The organism is Xanthomonas hortorum, from assembly GCF_011305375.1.
In the GTDB taxonomy this organism is placed as follows: domain Bacteria; phylum Pseudomonadota; class Gammaproteobacteria; order Xanthomonadales; family Xanthomonadaceae; genus Xanthomonas; species Xanthomonas hortorum_E.
In genome coordinates this window covers 360,185-373,969 of sequence record NZ_VCME01000001.1, presented here as the reverse complement: position 1 = coordinate 373,969, position 13,785 = coordinate 360,185, and the positions used below count along the sequence as shown (strand labels likewise).

Sequence of the window (13,785 nt, the reverse complement as noted above, 5' to 3'; positions counted from 1 at the left end):
GGCACACGTTGGCGACCGCTCCTGCATCCGTTGCAGCGCCCTCCCCAATGAGTGAAACACCATGAAATCGCTGCTGATCGCCAGCGTCGTCGCTTTGCTTTGCCCTTTTGTCACACATGCGAACGAAGCCTGGAACCACGACGACATCAAACCCATCCCCGAGAAGGTTCCCGCAGGCCCGATCGGCCAGCGCGACTGGGATTACCGACCGTACCTGTTCGTGCACAACGGCTGCGTGCCGTTTCCTGCAGTCGACCAATGGGGGCATCCGAGCAAGGGTTTGAAGCCCACCGGGGCGTCCAATGGCGGCTGCAGCCACAGTCCCGGCCAGGTGTACGTGCGCTCGGGCTGGTACCGGGGCGTCTGGGCCATCATGTACAGCTGGTACTTCCCGAAAGACTCGCCATCCAGTGGTTTGGGACATCGCCATGATTGGGAAAGCATCGTCGTCTGGATCAACAATCCATCGGTGCCGCGGCCGACGGTGTATGCCCTTTCCTACTCGGCACATGGCAACTACTCTTACCTGCGCATTCCCGCTGCCAGCCTGCGCGACAATCACCCCAAGGTGGTCTACGGCAGTACCTGGCCGACCAACCATGAGATGTTCATCGGTCCCTACAACCCGGTCGGTGGCATGCAGCCGCTGATCGCATGGGAATCGATGGATCAATGGGTAAAGGATGCATTGACGTACACAAACTTCGGTGCCGCCAACGTTCCTTTCATCGACAAGAACTTCAACCAGAATCTCGGCAAGGCCTGGTACTACAACTGACCTGGCACCTGTATAGCTAGCACCTGCATAGATCGCATGTGGCAAACCGATGTCCGGTGGCCAACAGACCGGACATCGGCGCCCATGCGCTGCCCCGAATGCACCACCTGCTGGAAGGACCAGGGCGCTGGCCTCACTATAGGCGGTCCTCCCTCAAGCCAAGGGCGCCACGTGCCGGCCTCGTCGCTGCAGCAGATTCTCGACCGCATCCGAGTCGCATCGGAAAACGCCGCTGGGCGTCCCGCCCGGCTACTGGCGGTCTCCAAGACCAAGTCCGCCGGCGCAATCCAGGCGCTGGCGGCGCAAGGCCAGCAGGCGTTCGGCGAAAACTACGTGCAGGAGGCGCAGGCCAAGATCGACGAACTGCATGCGCTGGGATTGGAATGGCATCTGATCGGCCACCTGCAATCCAACAAGGCCGAACTGGCCAGCCACTGCTTCGACTGGATACAGACCGTGGACCGCGCCAAACTGATCCCGCTGCTGGCGCGCTACCGCTCGGACGATCGCGCGCCGTTGAACGTGCTGATCCAGGTCAATATCGACGACGAGGACAGCAAGCACGGTTGCGCACCGGAGGCGATCGATGCGCTGGCCCGTGACATCGCGCTGCAACCGCGTCTGCAGTTGCGCGGGCTGATGGCGATTCCCGCGCCGTTTCCCGAGCAGGCACGGCGCGCGGCTGCGTTTACGCGCATGCAGGCGCTATTCGAAGACCTCAAGGGCCGCTATCCGCAGGTGGATACCTTGTCGATGGGCATGAGTTCGGATTTCGCCGAAGCGATCGCGGCCGGTGCCACCATGGTGCGCGTCGGTACCGCGTTGTTTGGCGAACGCGCCTCGTCGCCTGCCGCCGCGTCCTGATCGGCCTCGCGTGCCGACCACCGATCTTTCTGACCTAAGGTGCTGCAATGACTCTGCCCTCTTCCCCCGCGTCTTCGCATCCCAACGCTGCAATCACCGCGTTCGTCGGTGGCGGCAACATGGCGCGCAGCCTGATTGCCGGGCTGATCCGGCAAGGCGTGCCCGCAACCAGCATCCGCGTGGCCGAGCCGATTGCCGAATTGCGCGAGGCGTTATCGCGCGACTTCGGCGTGCACGCCGTGGAAGACGCCCGCACTGCTGTGGACGGCGCGTCCATCTGGGTACTGGCAGTCAAACCGCAGGTGCTGCCTTCGGTGTGCGCACAGCTGGCCGACCTTGCACAGGCGCAGCAGCCGCTGCTGCTGTCCATCGCTGCCGGCATCACTGCAATGCAACTGCAGCGCTGGTCGGGCGGTGACGTGGCGGTAGTGCGCGCAATGCCCAACACGCCCGCCCTGCTCGGCGCCGGCGTCACCGGGCTGTACGCCACTGCGCGCGTTTCCGACGCGCAACGCGTGCAGGCGACCCGCTTGCTGGATAGCGCAGGCGTCACCGTGTGGATCGACGACGAAGCGCAGATGGACGCGGTGACCGCCGTCTCCGGCAGCGGCCCGGCCTATGTCTTCCTGCTGGCCGAAGCGATGGAGGCTGCCGCGCAAGCGCAGGGTCTGCCCGCCGACACCGCACGCACGCTGGTGCTGCAAACCGTGCTTGGCGCCGCGCGCATGCTGACCGAATCTGGCGAAGCACCGGAGCTGCTCCGCCGCCGCGTGACCTCGCCCAACGGCACCACGCAAGCGGCGATCGAGACATTTCAGGCCGGCGGCTTCGAAGCGCTCATCGCAAGCGCAATCGCCGCAGCCACCGAGCGCGGCCGTAGCCTGTCCGCCGCCAACGATTAGCGAATCCGCTAACGAAGAAGCGCACGATTTCCTCGCAACCAAAGCTGATCGCAGGTATGCAGTCGATCTGTCGGCACTACAGAGATCCTGCATAACGGCGATCCATCCGCGCTGGCCATGCCGACCAACGCCATCAGCCAGCCGCAGATTTCGGCAACACCCGACACCAGATCGCCTGCTCGATCATGCACTCAAGCTCGCGCTGAAGACCTGCTGCTCTGCGTCAGACGCTTCGTCAACGCGCACATCGCAACCGACTCGACAATGCGTTTCGTACGCGTTTTCTGCCGCTGGTGAACGAATCCCCGTCGAAAGACGCTTTTTTCGCGTTGTTTCATCGTTTGCCTATTGGCGGCGCGCAGCAGTTGCCCTACATTTCGCGTTGCCGACTGGGTCGGCAGACCCAACACCACCTACGAATACGGAATACATAACTCATGGCAAAAACCGCCGCTAAGAAGGCTGCCCCCAAAAAGGCAGTGAAAAAGGTCGCCGCCACCAAGACCGCAAAGCCGGCGAAGGCCGCCGCTGCCAAGTCCGCCGCGCCGAAGCCGATCAAGGAAGCACTGAGCAAGACCGGCCTGGTCGCGCACATCGCCGAATCCACCCAGCTGGCTCCGAAGGACGTCCGCGCCGTTCTGGCGACGCTGGAATCCGTTGCACATTCCTCGCTGAGCAAAAAGGGCGCCGGCTCGTTCACTCTGCCGGGCATGCTGAAGCTGACCAGCGTCCATGTGCCGGCCAAGCCCAAGCGCAAGGGCATCAACCCCTTCACTAAGGAAGAGCAGACCTTTGCCGCAAAGCCGGCCAGCTTCAAGGTCAAGGCTCGCTTGCTGAAGAAGTTGAAGGATGCCGCGCTCTAATCGAGCACGCATCCGGTGTAACAAAGGCGGCCTGCGGGCCGTCTTTTTTTGCGCGCGATACCGCATGCGTGATCACCCACATGCCGCTCATCGCCGCTTGCCTACCCTGCCTGCTGATTCGCAACCCAGCAGGTGCATGTGACCGATCCATCGCCCCATCCTCCATCGACAACGCCGCCCCCCATCGCACGCAGCCCCGCACGCCGCGTGCGCCGCCTGCTGGTGTCGGTCACCCTGCTGTGCGCCTTGGGTGTCGCCGCACGCTGGGCCTGGCAGTTGCCGATCGCCGAGCAGCTGCGCACCAGCTGGGAGCTGTCGCGGATGCCGCCGCCGACGTCTTTGCAGATCCCGGTCGAAGGCGTGCAGGCACGCCGCATCGCCGACACCTTCGGCGCGCCGCGTGGCCGTGACCGCAGCCATGCCGGCGTGGATATCTTCGCGCCACGCGGCACGCCAGTGCTGTCTGCAACCCGTGGCGTGGTCAGCGCCATTCGCGATCAAGGCCTTGGCGGCAAGCAGGTCTGGGTGCTGGGGCCGGCCATGCAGCGGCATTACTATGCGCATCTGGACGACTGGGCCGCAGGCTTGGAGGTCGGCGATGTGGTCGAGCCCGGCACACCGCTGGGCATGGTCGGCACCACCGGCAACGCGCGCGGCACGCCGCCGCATCTGCACTATGGGGTCTATGGGCGCAACGGTGCGTACGATCCGCTGCCGCTGCTGCGCAAACCCGCACCACAGCCGGCACAGTGAACATGTTGGAACACTGCGTCATGGCCTGCCCTATCGAGGCCACCGCACGCTGCGCCTATGGTGGAGACAGCCCAGCAACGACGCCATCTCCATGCCCCGAAAACGCTATCGCATTACGGTCACGCCCATCGAAAGCGATGGCCGCCCCTGCGACGACCGCTGCACCATCGAGTTCGAACAGCGCTCGCGCGCCGACTGGATGCGGCTGCTCGAAGAGCTGCATCTGCGCCGCGACCTGAGCAGCGATGAATGCGCCGCGCTGACCGTCGGCTCGCAGCTGCTGGAAGATCTGGCCGCCCGCCCGCGCGCGCAGCCCAGCGATGCGTTGGATGCATTGCGGCCGAAGCTGCAACTGCTGCTGGAGCGCCTGCAGCGCGTGCACCCAACGCCAGGCGCTTGAGGCCTGCATCGCCGCATTGCGCGGACCGTTACACTGCGCGCATCGGGGATGGGGATGCGCCATGCGCTGGGCTGGAATCGTAGTATTTGCCGCTGCAATCGCTGGCTGCAGTTGTCAGCGCACCGAAGACAAACGCACGTCTGTTGCTGCGCCCTCGTCGCCAACCGAGGCTGTGACAGGTAATCCAAGCACAGTCACCAACGCTGGAGCGCCTGCGCCACTGGTGCCGGCACCGGACCCCAACGACGCCACAGCGCGCAGCAACTTCGCCAAAGCAAGCGCCACCGTGCATCGGTATCTGGGCGCACTACCCGGCGCGGCACGCGCGGATGCCGATGCGCTGTGGACCGGGGGTCGTCCCTCACCGGTGCCGGACGACGCAGCGCTACGCGGCATCACCAACATCCAATCGATACGCATCAACAACGATCCACCCATCGCGTTGGACCAGCAGCATCCGCCCAAGCTGATCGAAGTACCGGTGCAACTGACCGTGCGCACCACCGCCGGCACGCAGCGTCTGGTCGGTGCGTATCGACTCCAACCCCGTGCCGGCAGCGACACATGGGAGATCTATTCGGCAACGCTGCAGCCGGTGCTGCGCTAACCCGTGGTTCACCGGCGCAGACTAAGGTGATGTCATCTGCTACCGGAGTCACCCGATGAAACTGCGTTCGCTTGCCGGATCCATGCTCGCCCTCGCCCTGGCAATGCCCGTCGCCGGTGCCTGGGCCACGCCGCAGATCCAGGGACATCAAATCAGTGTGCAGGGCAGCGATCTGCAGCAATTCCTGGGTGGCCGCTTCCCGCAGACGCATGACGCACTGGGCGGGCTGGTCGAAATGACGGTCAGTAATCCGGCGCTGTCGCTGCCGCCAGGCGACCGGCTCAAGATGGCCTTCGATCTGGCCCTGGCCACCGCAGGCGGCGCGCCGGCACCGGTCGGCAACGTGACCTTGACCAGTGCGCTGCGCTACGACGTGGCCAAGCAAGGCTTTTATCTTGATCAGCCCACCATCGATGACTTCCGCCCTGCCAATGCCGGCGCCAAGCTTGATCACAGCACCCGCCAGTTGCTCAATGCCTGGCTGGCCGATTACGCGCGCAAGGAGCCGATCTATCGCATCGATCCCGCCATCGCGGCGGTGATGGGCAATGTGCAGGTGGAGTCGGTGGGCATCCAGAACGGACGAGTGGCGGTGAACTTCAATCAGAACATCGAGCAACTGGTGCCGGCGACAGCGCTTTCCGGCAAGTAGACGATCCGCGCTGCGCCAGCGCGGGGCTCGCTGGCCGGCGCCACTGCGCGGCAGGCGTTGCACACATACAAAGGCCCGGCGCATCGATCGCCGGGCCTTTGTTGCGAAAGACGTCTGGGAAGACGGCAATGCTGTTGTTGAAAGCGATCCACTAACCAGTGAATCGACTGCGTCAGCATGCAGGTCTAACCCGCGTAGTGCGCATTCCTGTTTGCGCACTCCTGAAAGAGAGTGCGCATCGCATCATCGCAATGCCGGCACGATCGCAATGCCGGCACGCGTGTGCTCAGCGCTTGGGCTGCAGCATCGTGCCGGTGCAGTTCTTGGAGCCGCAGCGGCATTCCCAGATCTTCTTCAAACGCGGTGTGTGGCGCTCGGCCAGCGTGATGCCGTAGTTATAGGTGAGCTCTTCGCCGGCCTTGATCGCACGCTTGGCCTCGATGAAGATCTTGTCCTTGCTGCGATCGTCGCCTTCGGCCTCTTCGATCACTGCTTCGCAATTGGGCTTGCAGCTGTGGTTGATCCAGCGTGCCACGTTGCCTTCGTAGTTGGCATCCAGCACGTAGTCGTCGCTGAGCGTGAACAGGAAGGTGTGGCCACTTTCCACATCGCCGGTGTCATCGGCATCCACTTCCGCATGCGTGCGCAGGCGCCCCTTGTATTGAATGATGCGCTCGCCCTTGCGGAGCGCGGCGAGGGCGAACATGCCATTGCCGTGGATACGTGACTTGCGGGCGGCAACTTTGCGCGACATGAACGGGGTCCAGTGATGGGGCCGCTCATTGTGACCGCAGCGCGGCGATGCGCCAAGCACAAGCGCATTGCCAACGGCAACGCCCAACGCTTGCCGGCGGCTGAACCGCGCGGTTGGCCCTGCCCCGCTCGAAAGAGTACAATTTCGGTCCGCTTTAGGATTTACCTGGCCCCCTCATGTTGCGCGTCACCAAACTCACCGATTACGCCACCGTCGTGCTGACCGTACTGGCTGCACGCGGCGATCAGGTGCTCAGCGCGAGCGAGCTGGCCGAGCAGGCCGGCCTGGAAGCGCCGACCGTGAGCAAGATTCTCAAACCGTTGTCGCAAGCGGGCCTAGTCGAAGGTTTGCGCGGCGTGCATGGCGGCTACCGGCTTGCGCGCGCGGCCAGCGAGATCACACTCGTTGAAATCGTCGAGGCAATGGAAGGCCCGCTGGCGATCACCGAATGCAGCCAGGACCACAGCCAGTGCGGCATCGCGCAGACATGCGGCGTGCGCTCCAACTGGCGTTTGATCAACGACGTGGTCGGCGATGCATTGCGTCGCGTCACGCTCGCACAGATGTTGCAGCCCCTCTCTCTCCCTGGCGACAGCAGTCGGCGTTCCATCGCCGCACGCGTCGCGACCACCTGACCTGTAGGCAGCCCGATGGCCACCGAACTTGCTCCCCCGCAGAACGCCGAGATTATCGAACGGCTGGGCCGACGTTACGACGCCGGCTTCATCACCGACATCGAATCGGACTCGCTCCCGCCCGGCCTGGACGAGGATGTCATCCGTACCTTGTCGGCCAAGAAAGAAGAGCCGCAATGGATGACCGACTGGCGTCTTGAGGCGTATCGGCATTGGTTGAAGATGCCGATGCCGGAGTGGGCGAAGTTGCAGATCTCCCCAATCGATTTCCAGGCGTTGAGCTATTACTCCGCGCCCAAGGGCCCGAAGTACGCCTCGCTGGACGACGTGCCGAAGGAACTGCTCGATACCTACGACAAGCTTGGCGTGCCGTTGCACGAGCGTGCCCGGCTGGCCGGCGTGGCGGTGGATGCAGTGTTCGACTCGGTCTCGGTCGGCACCACGTTCCGCAAGGAACTGGCCGAAAAGGGCGTGATCTTCTGCTCGATGTCCGAAGCCATCAAGGAACATCCGGAGATCGTCAAACAGTATCTGGGTAGCGTGGTGCCGGTTGGCGACAACTATTTTGCCGCACTCAACTCGGCGGTGTTCTCCGATGGCAGCTTCGTGTTCATCCCGAAAGGCGTGCGTTGCCCGATGGAACTGAGCACCTATTTCCGCATCAATGCCGGCCATACCGGCCAGTTCGAGCGCACCTTGATCGTGTGCGAAGACAAGGCGTATGTGTCGTATCTGGAAGGCTGCACCGCGCCGATGCGCGACGAAAACCAGCTGCATGCAGCGGTGGTCGAGCTGGTGACGCTGGAAGACGCCGAGATCAAGTATTCGACTGTGCAGAACTGGTACCCGGGCGATGAAAACGGTGTGGGCGGCATCTACAACTTCGTCACCAAGCGTGCCGAATGCCGTGGCGACCGCAGCAAGGTCACCTGGACCCAGGTCGAAACCGGCTCGGCGATCACCTGGAAGTATCCGTCCTGCGTGCTGCTCGGCGACGACTCGGTGGGCGAATTCCATTCGGTGGCACTCACCCATCATCGTCAGCAGGCCGATACCGGCACCAAGATGATCCACATCGGCAAGCGCACCAAGAGCAAGATCGTCAGCAAGGGCATCAGCGCCGGGCGTGGCCAGAACACCTATCGTGGTCTGGTCAAGGTGGACCGTAACGCCGATGGCGCGCGCAACTATACCCAGTGCGATTCGCTGTTGATCGGCAAGCAGTGCGGCGCGCATACCTTCCCCTACATCGAGGTGAAGAATCCCGGCGCCACCGTCGAGCACGAGGCCACCACCTCCAAGATCAGCGACGACCAGTTGTTCTATTGCCGCGCGCGCGGCATCAGCCAGGAAGATGCGGTGTCGCTGATCGTCGATGGTTTCTGCAAGCAGGTGTTCCGCGAACTGCCGATGGAGTTCGCAGTGGAAGCCAAGAAGCTGCTGGAAGTTTCCTTAGAAGGCAGCGTCGGCTGACACCTTTCCCCTTCTCCCCTCGGGAGAAGGTGGCGCGCAGCGCCGGATGAGGGTACGGGCGAAGCCAAGTGCACCCAAACAGCACGCTGCTTCGCACGAACCCTCACCCCAACCCCTCTCCCGGCGGGAGAGGGGCTCAATCACTGGATACGAATATGCTCAAGATCAACAATCTCCACGCCAGCATCGCCGGCAAAGAAATCCTCAAAGGCCTGTCGCTGGACATCAAGCCGGGCCAAGTGCACGCCATCATGGGGCCCAACGGCGCGGGCAAATCCACGCTGGGCAACGTGCTCGCCGGGCGCGATGGCTACGAGGTCAGCGCAGGCAGCGTGCAGTTCGAAGGCAAGGACCTGCTCGACCTTCCGCCGGAAGAACGTGCAGCCGCCGGCTTGTTCCTGGCCTTCCAGTACCCGGTTGAAATCGCCGGCGTCAACAACACCTATTTCCTGCGTGCCGCGCTCAACGCGCAGCGCAAGGCGCGTGGCGAGGAAGAGCTGGACTCGATGCAGTTCCTCAAGCTGGTGCGCCAGAAACTGGCGGTACTGCATCTGAAGGACGAGCTGTTGCATCGCGGCGTCAACGAAGGTTTTTCGGGTGGCGAAAAGAAGCGCAACGAGATCTTCCAGCTGGCCGTGCTCGAGCCCAAGCTCGCCATCCTGGACGAAACCGATTCGGGCCTGGATATCGACGCACTCAAGAGCGTGGCCGACGGCGTCAACGCGCTGCGCTCGCCGGAGCGCTCGTTCCTGGTGATCACCCATTATCAGCGCCTGCTCGATTACATCACCCCGGACGTGGTGCATGTGCTGGCCGAAGGCCGCATCGTGCAGAGCGGTGGCCCGGAACTGGCGCTGGAGCTGGAAAAACACGGCTATCACTTCCTCAAGGACCGCGTGGTGCCCGAGGCGGCTGCCTGATGAGCGCCCTGCTGGAATCCCTCGCCCGCGGTTTCTGCGGCAATGATGTACGGCGTGCCGAACTCGATGCCGCGCTGCAGACCGGCCTGCCCGGCCCGCGCGCCGAAGCGTGGAAATACACCTCGCTGCGGCAGCTGGAGCGGCGCAGTTTTCAGACTGCGCCCTTGGTACCGACGCTGGTCGATGCCTCCGTGCTGGACGATATCGCCTCGCCACGGCTGGTGTTCGTCAACGGGCGCCCGTCCGACGCACTGAGCGACCTTTCGACGCTGCCCGACGGCGTGCAGCTGGAGACCTTGTCTGCCTCGCTGGCTGCCAGCGATGACGCGCAGCAGCTGCTCGGTCGCCGTTTCGAAGGCAGCGATGAAATCTTCGCCCGCCTCAATGCCGCGCTTGCCGACGAAGGCGTGCTGGTGCGCGTGCAGGAAGGCACGCAGATCGATATTCCGCTGCACCTGGTCTTTATCAGCGTGGCCGGCGAGCACGACCTGTCCTGGCATCACCGCCACTTGATCGAACTGCGTGCCGGCGCGGCGCTGAGCGTGGTCGAACATCACCTGCATGTCGGCGATGCCGCGCATCTGGATAACAGCCTGATGCATGTGCATCTGGCCCAGGATGCGGTGTTGTCGCATGCACGCGTGCAGGCCGACAGTGCGCACGCCACTTCACTGTTGCGTACCGATGCCGTGCTGGCGCGCAATGCGCGCTACCAGCGCGTGGATCTGGAACTGGGCGCCAACCTGTCACGGCACGAACTCAACGTGCGCCTGGAAGGCAACAACGCGCAGCTCACCGCCAATGGCGTACTGCTCGGCAACGGCCGCCGCCATGTCGATACGCGTCTGGGCATCCAGCACATCGCACGCGATACCAGCTGCGAGCTGGTCTGGCGCGGCGTGGGCGCCGATCGCAGCCGGGTGGTGTTTCATGGCGGCATCCACATTCGCCCCGGTGCAGACGGCAGCGATGCGCGACTGTCGAACAAGAATCTGCTGCTGTCGGCCAACGCCGAGATCGACACCCAGCCGGTGCTGGTGATCGATGCCGAGGAAGTGCAGGCCGCGCACGGTGCCACCGTCGGCCAGCTCGACGACAACGCCTTGTTCTATCTGCGCTCGCGCGGTCTGCCGCAGGCCGATGCACAGCGTTTGCTGAGCGCCGCGTTCTGCCACGAACCGCTGCGTGTGCTGCCCACCGCGCTGACTGCGGTACTGGCGTTGCAGCTGGACCGCGCACTGACCTCGGCAGGCGTGGCATGAACGCGCCCGCCGTCCCGCAACTGGCCGCGCCGGATTGGGAGCGTGTGCGCTCGGATTTCCCGTTGTTGATGCGGCAGGTGCACGGCAAGCCGCTGATCTACTTCGACAACGCCAACACCGGCCAGAAGCCGCTGCAGGTGATTGCCGCGACCGACGAGTTCTATCGTCGTCAAAACGCCAATGTGAGCCGCGCGGTGCATGCGCTGGGCACCGAAGCCACTGATGCGTTCGAAGGCGCGCGCAGCAAGCTCGCACGTTTTCTCAATGTGCGCGCCGACGAGCTGGTGCTGTGCAGCGGGACGACCTTTGCGATCAATCTGGTCGCTTATTCCTGGGCGCTGCCGCGCCTGGGCGCCGGCGATGTGATCCTGATTTCGCGCATGGAGCACCACGCCAACATCGTGCCGTGGCAACTGGTGGCGCAACGCACCGGTGCGACCATCCGCGTGGCCGAGATCACCCCAGACGGCGCGCTGGATCTGGATGCCTTGCGCAAGGCGATGACGCCGGAGGTCAAGCTGCTGGCGATCACGCACGTGTCCAATGTGCTGGGCACGGTCAACCCGGTGCGCGAGATCTGCCGCGAGGCGCGCAAGCGCGGCATCGTCACCGTGGTGGACGGCTCGCAGGCCGCGCCGCATCGGCGTATCGACGTGGCCGGCATCGGTTGCGATTTCTACGCCATCACCGGCCACAAGATGTGCGGGCCAACCGGCACCGGCGCGCTGTGGGCACGTCGCGAACACTTGCAGGCAATGCCGCCGTTTCTGGGCGGCGGCGAGATGATCAAGGAAGTCAGCTTCGAGGGCACGGTGTTCAACGATGCCCCGCACAAGTTCGAAGCCGGCACGCCCAACATCGCCGGTTTCATCGGCCTGGGCTCGGCGGTGGATTACCTGGAGTCGGTCGGGCTGGCGCACGTGGAAGCACGCGAAACCGAGTTGCTCGCACACTTCACCGAAGAACTGCAGCGTATCGAGGGCCTGCGCATTTTCGGCACCACGCCGGACAAGGCCGCAGTGGTCTCGTTCCTGATCGAAGGCGCGCATGCGCATGATCTGGCCACCCTGCTCGACCTGGAAGGCATCGCCATCCGCTCGGGCCAGCATTGCGCACACCCGCTGCTGCAGTACTACGGCGTCGCCGCCACCTGCCGCGCCTCGCTGGCGTTCTACAACACGCACGACGAGATCGAGCGCTTTGTTGCTGCGTTGGTGAAGGTGCGTCGGTTGCTGGCTTGAGGCAGTGATTGGTGAGTCGGGATTAGGGATTCGGAGAACCTTTCGCCGAGTTGCGGTGCTTGCGCCAGACGTCCGTGCGCTGGCGCACGTGCCCCCACGATAGACTCAGAGCAACGCCCCAATTCGGGTATCCGGCAAGGCACAAGGAACAGCGTTTCTTGCGCTTTGACCAATCCCCAATCCCGACTCCCGCTAAACTGCTCCCCATGCAGACCACCACTTTCCGCACCGCCACCGTCGACGATATCGACGCCCTCGTTTCGCTGGTGACGTCCGCCTATCGCGGCGATGTCAGCCGCGTTGGCTGGACCACCGAAGCCGACTTCCTCGACGGCGCGCGGATCGATCCCGCCGTGCTGCGCGAAGACCTGTTGCGTGACCGCAGCCTGGTGCTGCTGGTCGAACAAGACGGGCGACTGCTGGCCTGCGCGCATATCGCCGACGACCACGGCGCCGGGTATTTCGGCATGTTTGCCGTCGACCCGTCGCTGCAAGGCAGCGGGCTCGGCAAGACGCTGCTGGCCGAAGCCGAGCGCATCGCCTTCAGCGAGTGGCAGCTACCGGTGATGCGCATGACGGTGATCGACATCCGCGATGAGCTGATCGCGTTTTACGAGCGACGTGGCTATCGCCGCACCGGCATCACCAAGCCGTTTCCATATGGCGACGAGCGTTTCGGCGTGCCGCTGCGCCAGGATCTGCGCTTCGAAGTGCTGGAAAAACCGCTCGGCGGCGCAGCGCTGTGAGCGAGACCTGGACCTTCGTCTGCGCCAGCGAGGCGCTGCTGCCCGGCGAGTTGCAAACCGTCTGGGATGAGGTGACCGACGCCCCGATCGTGGTCTTCAACCTCGACGGCGAGCTGTATGCGCTGGAAGACCGCTGCAGCCACGAAGATTACGAATTGTCGCCCGGGACGTTCGACCCGGCGGCCGGCACCATCGAATGCCTGCTGCACAGCGCCCGCTTCGATATCCGCGACGGCCGCCCGTTGTGCGCACCCGCCTACACCGCCGTGCCCAAGTTTCCGGTCAAGCGCGAACACGGCGGCATCTGGGCACGCGACGACCGCTGAGAGCGGTGAGATCTAGTGAGTGCGGTAGGTCGGCTGTGGCTGTGATCGTGGCTTTGCCCGTAGAAGCCAAGGTTAAAAAGCCTAGTGAGTCGAGCGCGCGGTGCCCTCGCCGCTCGCGGGACACGCCGTGAATCCGTCCCTGGAGGCTCAGTGGCGGCATCCATGCCGCCACATGGTCCCGCAAGCGGCGAGGACACCGCACCAGACAGATTGCTGGTTGCTTGAAAACATGCACACCGACCACCTCGACTGGTCCTTGCCCGCCCCACCGTCGCGGGACCTTACGCGGCATGGATGCCGCGTAAGAGCCTACACGGACGTACTTGCGGCGTGTCCCGCGATGGTGGGTGGGCAAGGGCCCTGCAGCCAAACAGCAGATCAGCGGCCCTTGCAGCAAACCGGCATGAAGTAGTTTGGTCAGCCATTCAAATAGCGCACAAACCTTTCTGCCACAACGCTTCAGGCAGCGGGAACCACCGCGCGACGTCGGCCGACGACAAAGATTGCAAAGAAGAATGATTTGCATTTAAGATCGCAGCCCTTCAGGCCTTCTTAACAACTGGCCTGCCCTGCGATCCCATGCGCCCAGCTCTGCCAGACCGTTTTCTG

Annotated in this window: 16 protein-coding genes and 1 pseudogene; 15 read left to right on the top strand and 2 right to left on the bottom strand. The window is 63.9% G+C overall.

Going from position 1 to position 13,785, the window contains the following annotated elements; translation table 11 throughout:
- Positions 1-61 precede the first annotated feature (61 nt).
- From FFY45_RS01475 to FFY45_RS01440, 8 genes are all read left to right on the top strand, one after another.
- Positions 62-778: an NPP1 family protein gene (locus tag FFY45_RS01475; RefSeq protein ID WP_176339056.1), complete on the top strand. Its 717-nt coding sequence runs from the start codon at positions 62-64 to the stop codon at positions 776-778.
- Positions 779-949: 171 nt separating this feature from the next.
- Positions 950-1,642: a YggS family pyridoxal phosphate-dependent enzyme gene (locus tag FFY45_RS01470; protein WP_176339055.1), complete on the top strand. Its 693-nt coding sequence runs from the start codon at positions 950-952 to the stop codon at positions 1,640-1,642.
- Between the two features lie 47 nt (positions 1,643-1,689).
- A complete protein-coding gene (proC, locus tag FFY45_RS01465) occupies positions 1,690-2,544 on the top strand; it encodes a pyrroline-5-carboxylate reductase (protein ID WP_176339054.1) in 855 nt (284 codons plus the stop codon).
- A gap of 437 nt (positions 2,545-2,981) precedes the next feature.
- Entirely contained in the window at positions 2,982-3,407 is a 426-nt protein-coding gene (locus FFY45_RS01460) for an HU family DNA-binding protein (protein WP_043889331.1), read from the top strand.
- A gap of 132 nt (positions 3,408-3,539) precedes the next feature.
- Complete coding sequence (locus FFY45_RS01455) at positions 3,540-4,160, top strand: peptidoglycan DD-metalloendopeptidase family protein (RefSeq protein ID WP_176339053.1); 621 nt, start codon at positions 3,540-3,542, stop codon at positions 4,158-4,160.
- Positions 4,161-4,251: 91 nt separating this feature from the next.
- On the top strand, positions 4,252-4,560 hold the full coding sequence (locus FFY45_RS01450) for a DUF3861 family protein (RefSeq protein WP_104551655.1): 309 nt from the start codon (positions 4,252-4,254) through the stop codon (positions 4,558-4,560).
- Positions 4,561-4,621: 61 nt separating this feature from the next.
- Positions 4,622-5,167 (top strand): hypothetical protein, encoded by a 546-nt coding sequence (locus FFY45_RS01445; protein WP_439333500.1) that lies wholly within the window; start codon positions 4,622-4,624, stop codon positions 5,165-5,167.
- 55 nt (positions 5,168-5,222) lie between these two features.
- A complete protein-coding gene (locus FFY45_RS01440; RefSeq protein WP_104551654.1) occupies positions 5,223-5,819 on the top strand; it encodes a YceB family lipoprotein in 597 nt (198 codons plus the stop codon).
- Positions 5,820-6,105: 286 nt separating this feature from the next.
- Here the strand turns inward: FFY45_RS01440 and FFY45_RS01435 are convergent, their stop codons facing one another.
- Positions 6,106-6,573 carry an SET domain-containing protein gene (locus tag FFY45_RS01435; protein WP_006448894.1) on the bottom strand — a complete coding sequence of 156 codons (468 nt, stop codon included), beginning with the start codon at positions 6,571-6,573 and terminating at the stop codon, positions 6,106-6,108.
- 176 nt (positions 6,574-6,749) lie between these two features.
- On the opposite strand from FFY45_RS01435, the gene FFY45_RS01430 reads away from it, so the two are divergent.
- From FFY45_RS01430 to FFY45_RS01400, 7 genes are all read left to right on the top strand, one after another.
- A complete protein-coding gene (locus tag FFY45_RS01430; protein WP_023904615.1) occupies positions 6,750-7,208 on the top strand; it encodes an SUF system Fe-S cluster assembly regulator in 459 nt (152 codons plus the stop codon).
- A 15-nt stretch (positions 7,209-7,223) separates the two neighbouring features.
- A complete protein-coding gene (gene sufB, locus FFY45_RS01425) occupies positions 7,224-8,681 on the top strand; it encodes a Fe-S cluster assembly protein SufB (protein ID WP_176339052.1) in 1,458 nt (485 codons plus the stop codon).
- 155 nt (positions 8,682-8,836) lie between these two features.
- A complete protein-coding gene (gene sufC, locus FFY45_RS01420) occupies positions 8,837-9,601 on the top strand; it encodes a Fe-S cluster assembly ATPase SufC (RefSeq protein ID WP_006448897.1) in 765 nt (254 codons plus the stop codon).
- On the top strand, positions 9,601-10,863 hold the full coding sequence (gene sufD, locus FFY45_RS01415; RefSeq protein WP_176339051.1) for a Fe-S cluster assembly protein SufD: 1,263 nt from the start codon (positions 9,601-9,603) through the stop codon (positions 10,861-10,863). The genes sufC and sufD overlap by 1 nt, the downstream gene beginning before the upstream one ends.
- A complete protein-coding gene (locus FFY45_RS01410) occupies positions 10,860-12,104 on the top strand; it encodes a cysteine desulfurase (protein ID WP_176339050.1) in 1,245 nt (414 codons plus the stop codon). The genes sufD and FFY45_RS01410 overlap by 4 nt, the downstream gene beginning before the upstream one ends.
- Before the next feature lie 206 nt (positions 12,105-12,310).
- The gene (locus tag FFY45_RS01405; protein WP_176339049.1) at positions 12,311-12,850 is read left to right on the top strand and encodes a GNAT family N-acetyltransferase; all 540 of its coding nucleotides are present in this window, start codon (positions 12,311-12,313) and stop codon (positions 12,848-12,850) included.
- Positions 12,847-13,176 (top strand): non-heme iron oxygenase ferredoxin subunit, encoded by a 330-nt coding sequence (locus tag FFY45_RS01400; RefSeq protein ID WP_006448901.1) that lies wholly within the window; start codon positions 12,847-12,849, stop codon positions 13,174-13,176. The genes FFY45_RS01405 and FFY45_RS01400 overlap by 4 nt, the downstream gene beginning before the upstream one ends.
- An 88-nt stretch (positions 13,177-13,264) precedes the next feature.
- Here the strand turns inward: FFY45_RS01400 and FFY45_RS22420 are convergent.
- Positions 13,265-13,468, bottom strand: a pseudogene (locus FFY45_RS22420) (hypothetical protein); the annotation flags it as partial.
- Positions 13,469-13,785: the final 317 nt, after the last annotated feature.

Coding starts and splice junctions, on each gene's coding strand:
- FFY45_RS01475 (WP_176339056.1), top strand. CDS start 62: ATGAAATCGCTGCTGATCGCCAGCGTCGTCGCTTTGCTTTGCCCTTTT.
- proC (WP_176339054.1), top strand. CDS start 1,690: ATGACTCTGCCCTCTTCCCCCGCGTCTTCGCATCCCAACGCTGCAATC.
- FFY45_RS01460 (WP_043889331.1), top strand. CDS start 2,982: ATGGCAAAAACCGCCGCTAAGAAGGCTGCCCCCAAAAAGGCAGTGAAA.
- FFY45_RS01450 (WP_104551655.1), top strand. CDS start 4,252: ATGCCCCGAAAACGCTATCGCATTACGGTCACGCCCATCGAAAGCGAT.
- FFY45_RS01445 (WP_439333500.1), top strand. CDS start 4,622: ATGCGCTGGGCTGGAATCGTAGTATTTGCCGCTGCAATCGCTGGCTGC.
- FFY45_RS01440 (WP_104551654.1), top strand. CDS start 5,223: ATGAAACTGCGTTCGCTTGCCGGATCCATGCTCGCCCTCGCCCTGGCA.
- FFY45_RS01435 (WP_006448894.1), bottom strand. CDS start 6,573: ATGTCGCGCAAAGTTGCCGCCCGCAAGTCACGTATCCACGGCAATGGC.
- FFY45_RS01430 (WP_023904615.1), top strand. CDS start 6,750: ATGTTGCGCGTCACCAAACTCACCGATTACGCCACCGTCGTGCTGACC.
- sufB (WP_176339052.1), top strand. CDS start 7,224: ATGGCCACCGAACTTGCTCCCCCGCAGAACGCCGAGATTATCGAACGG.
- sufC (WP_006448897.1), top strand. CDS start 8,837: ATGCTCAAGATCAACAATCTCCACGCCAGCATCGCCGGCAAAGAAATC.
- sufD (WP_176339051.1), top strand. CDS start 9,601: ATGAGCGCCCTGCTGGAATCCCTCGCCCGCGGTTTCTGCGGCAATGAT.
- FFY45_RS01410 (WP_176339050.1), top strand. CDS start 10,860: ATGAACGCGCCCGCCGTCCCGCAACTGGCCGCGCCGGATTGGGAGCGT.
- FFY45_RS01405 (WP_176339049.1), top strand. CDS start 12,311: ATGCAGACCACCACTTTCCGCACCGCCACCGTCGACGATATCGACGCC.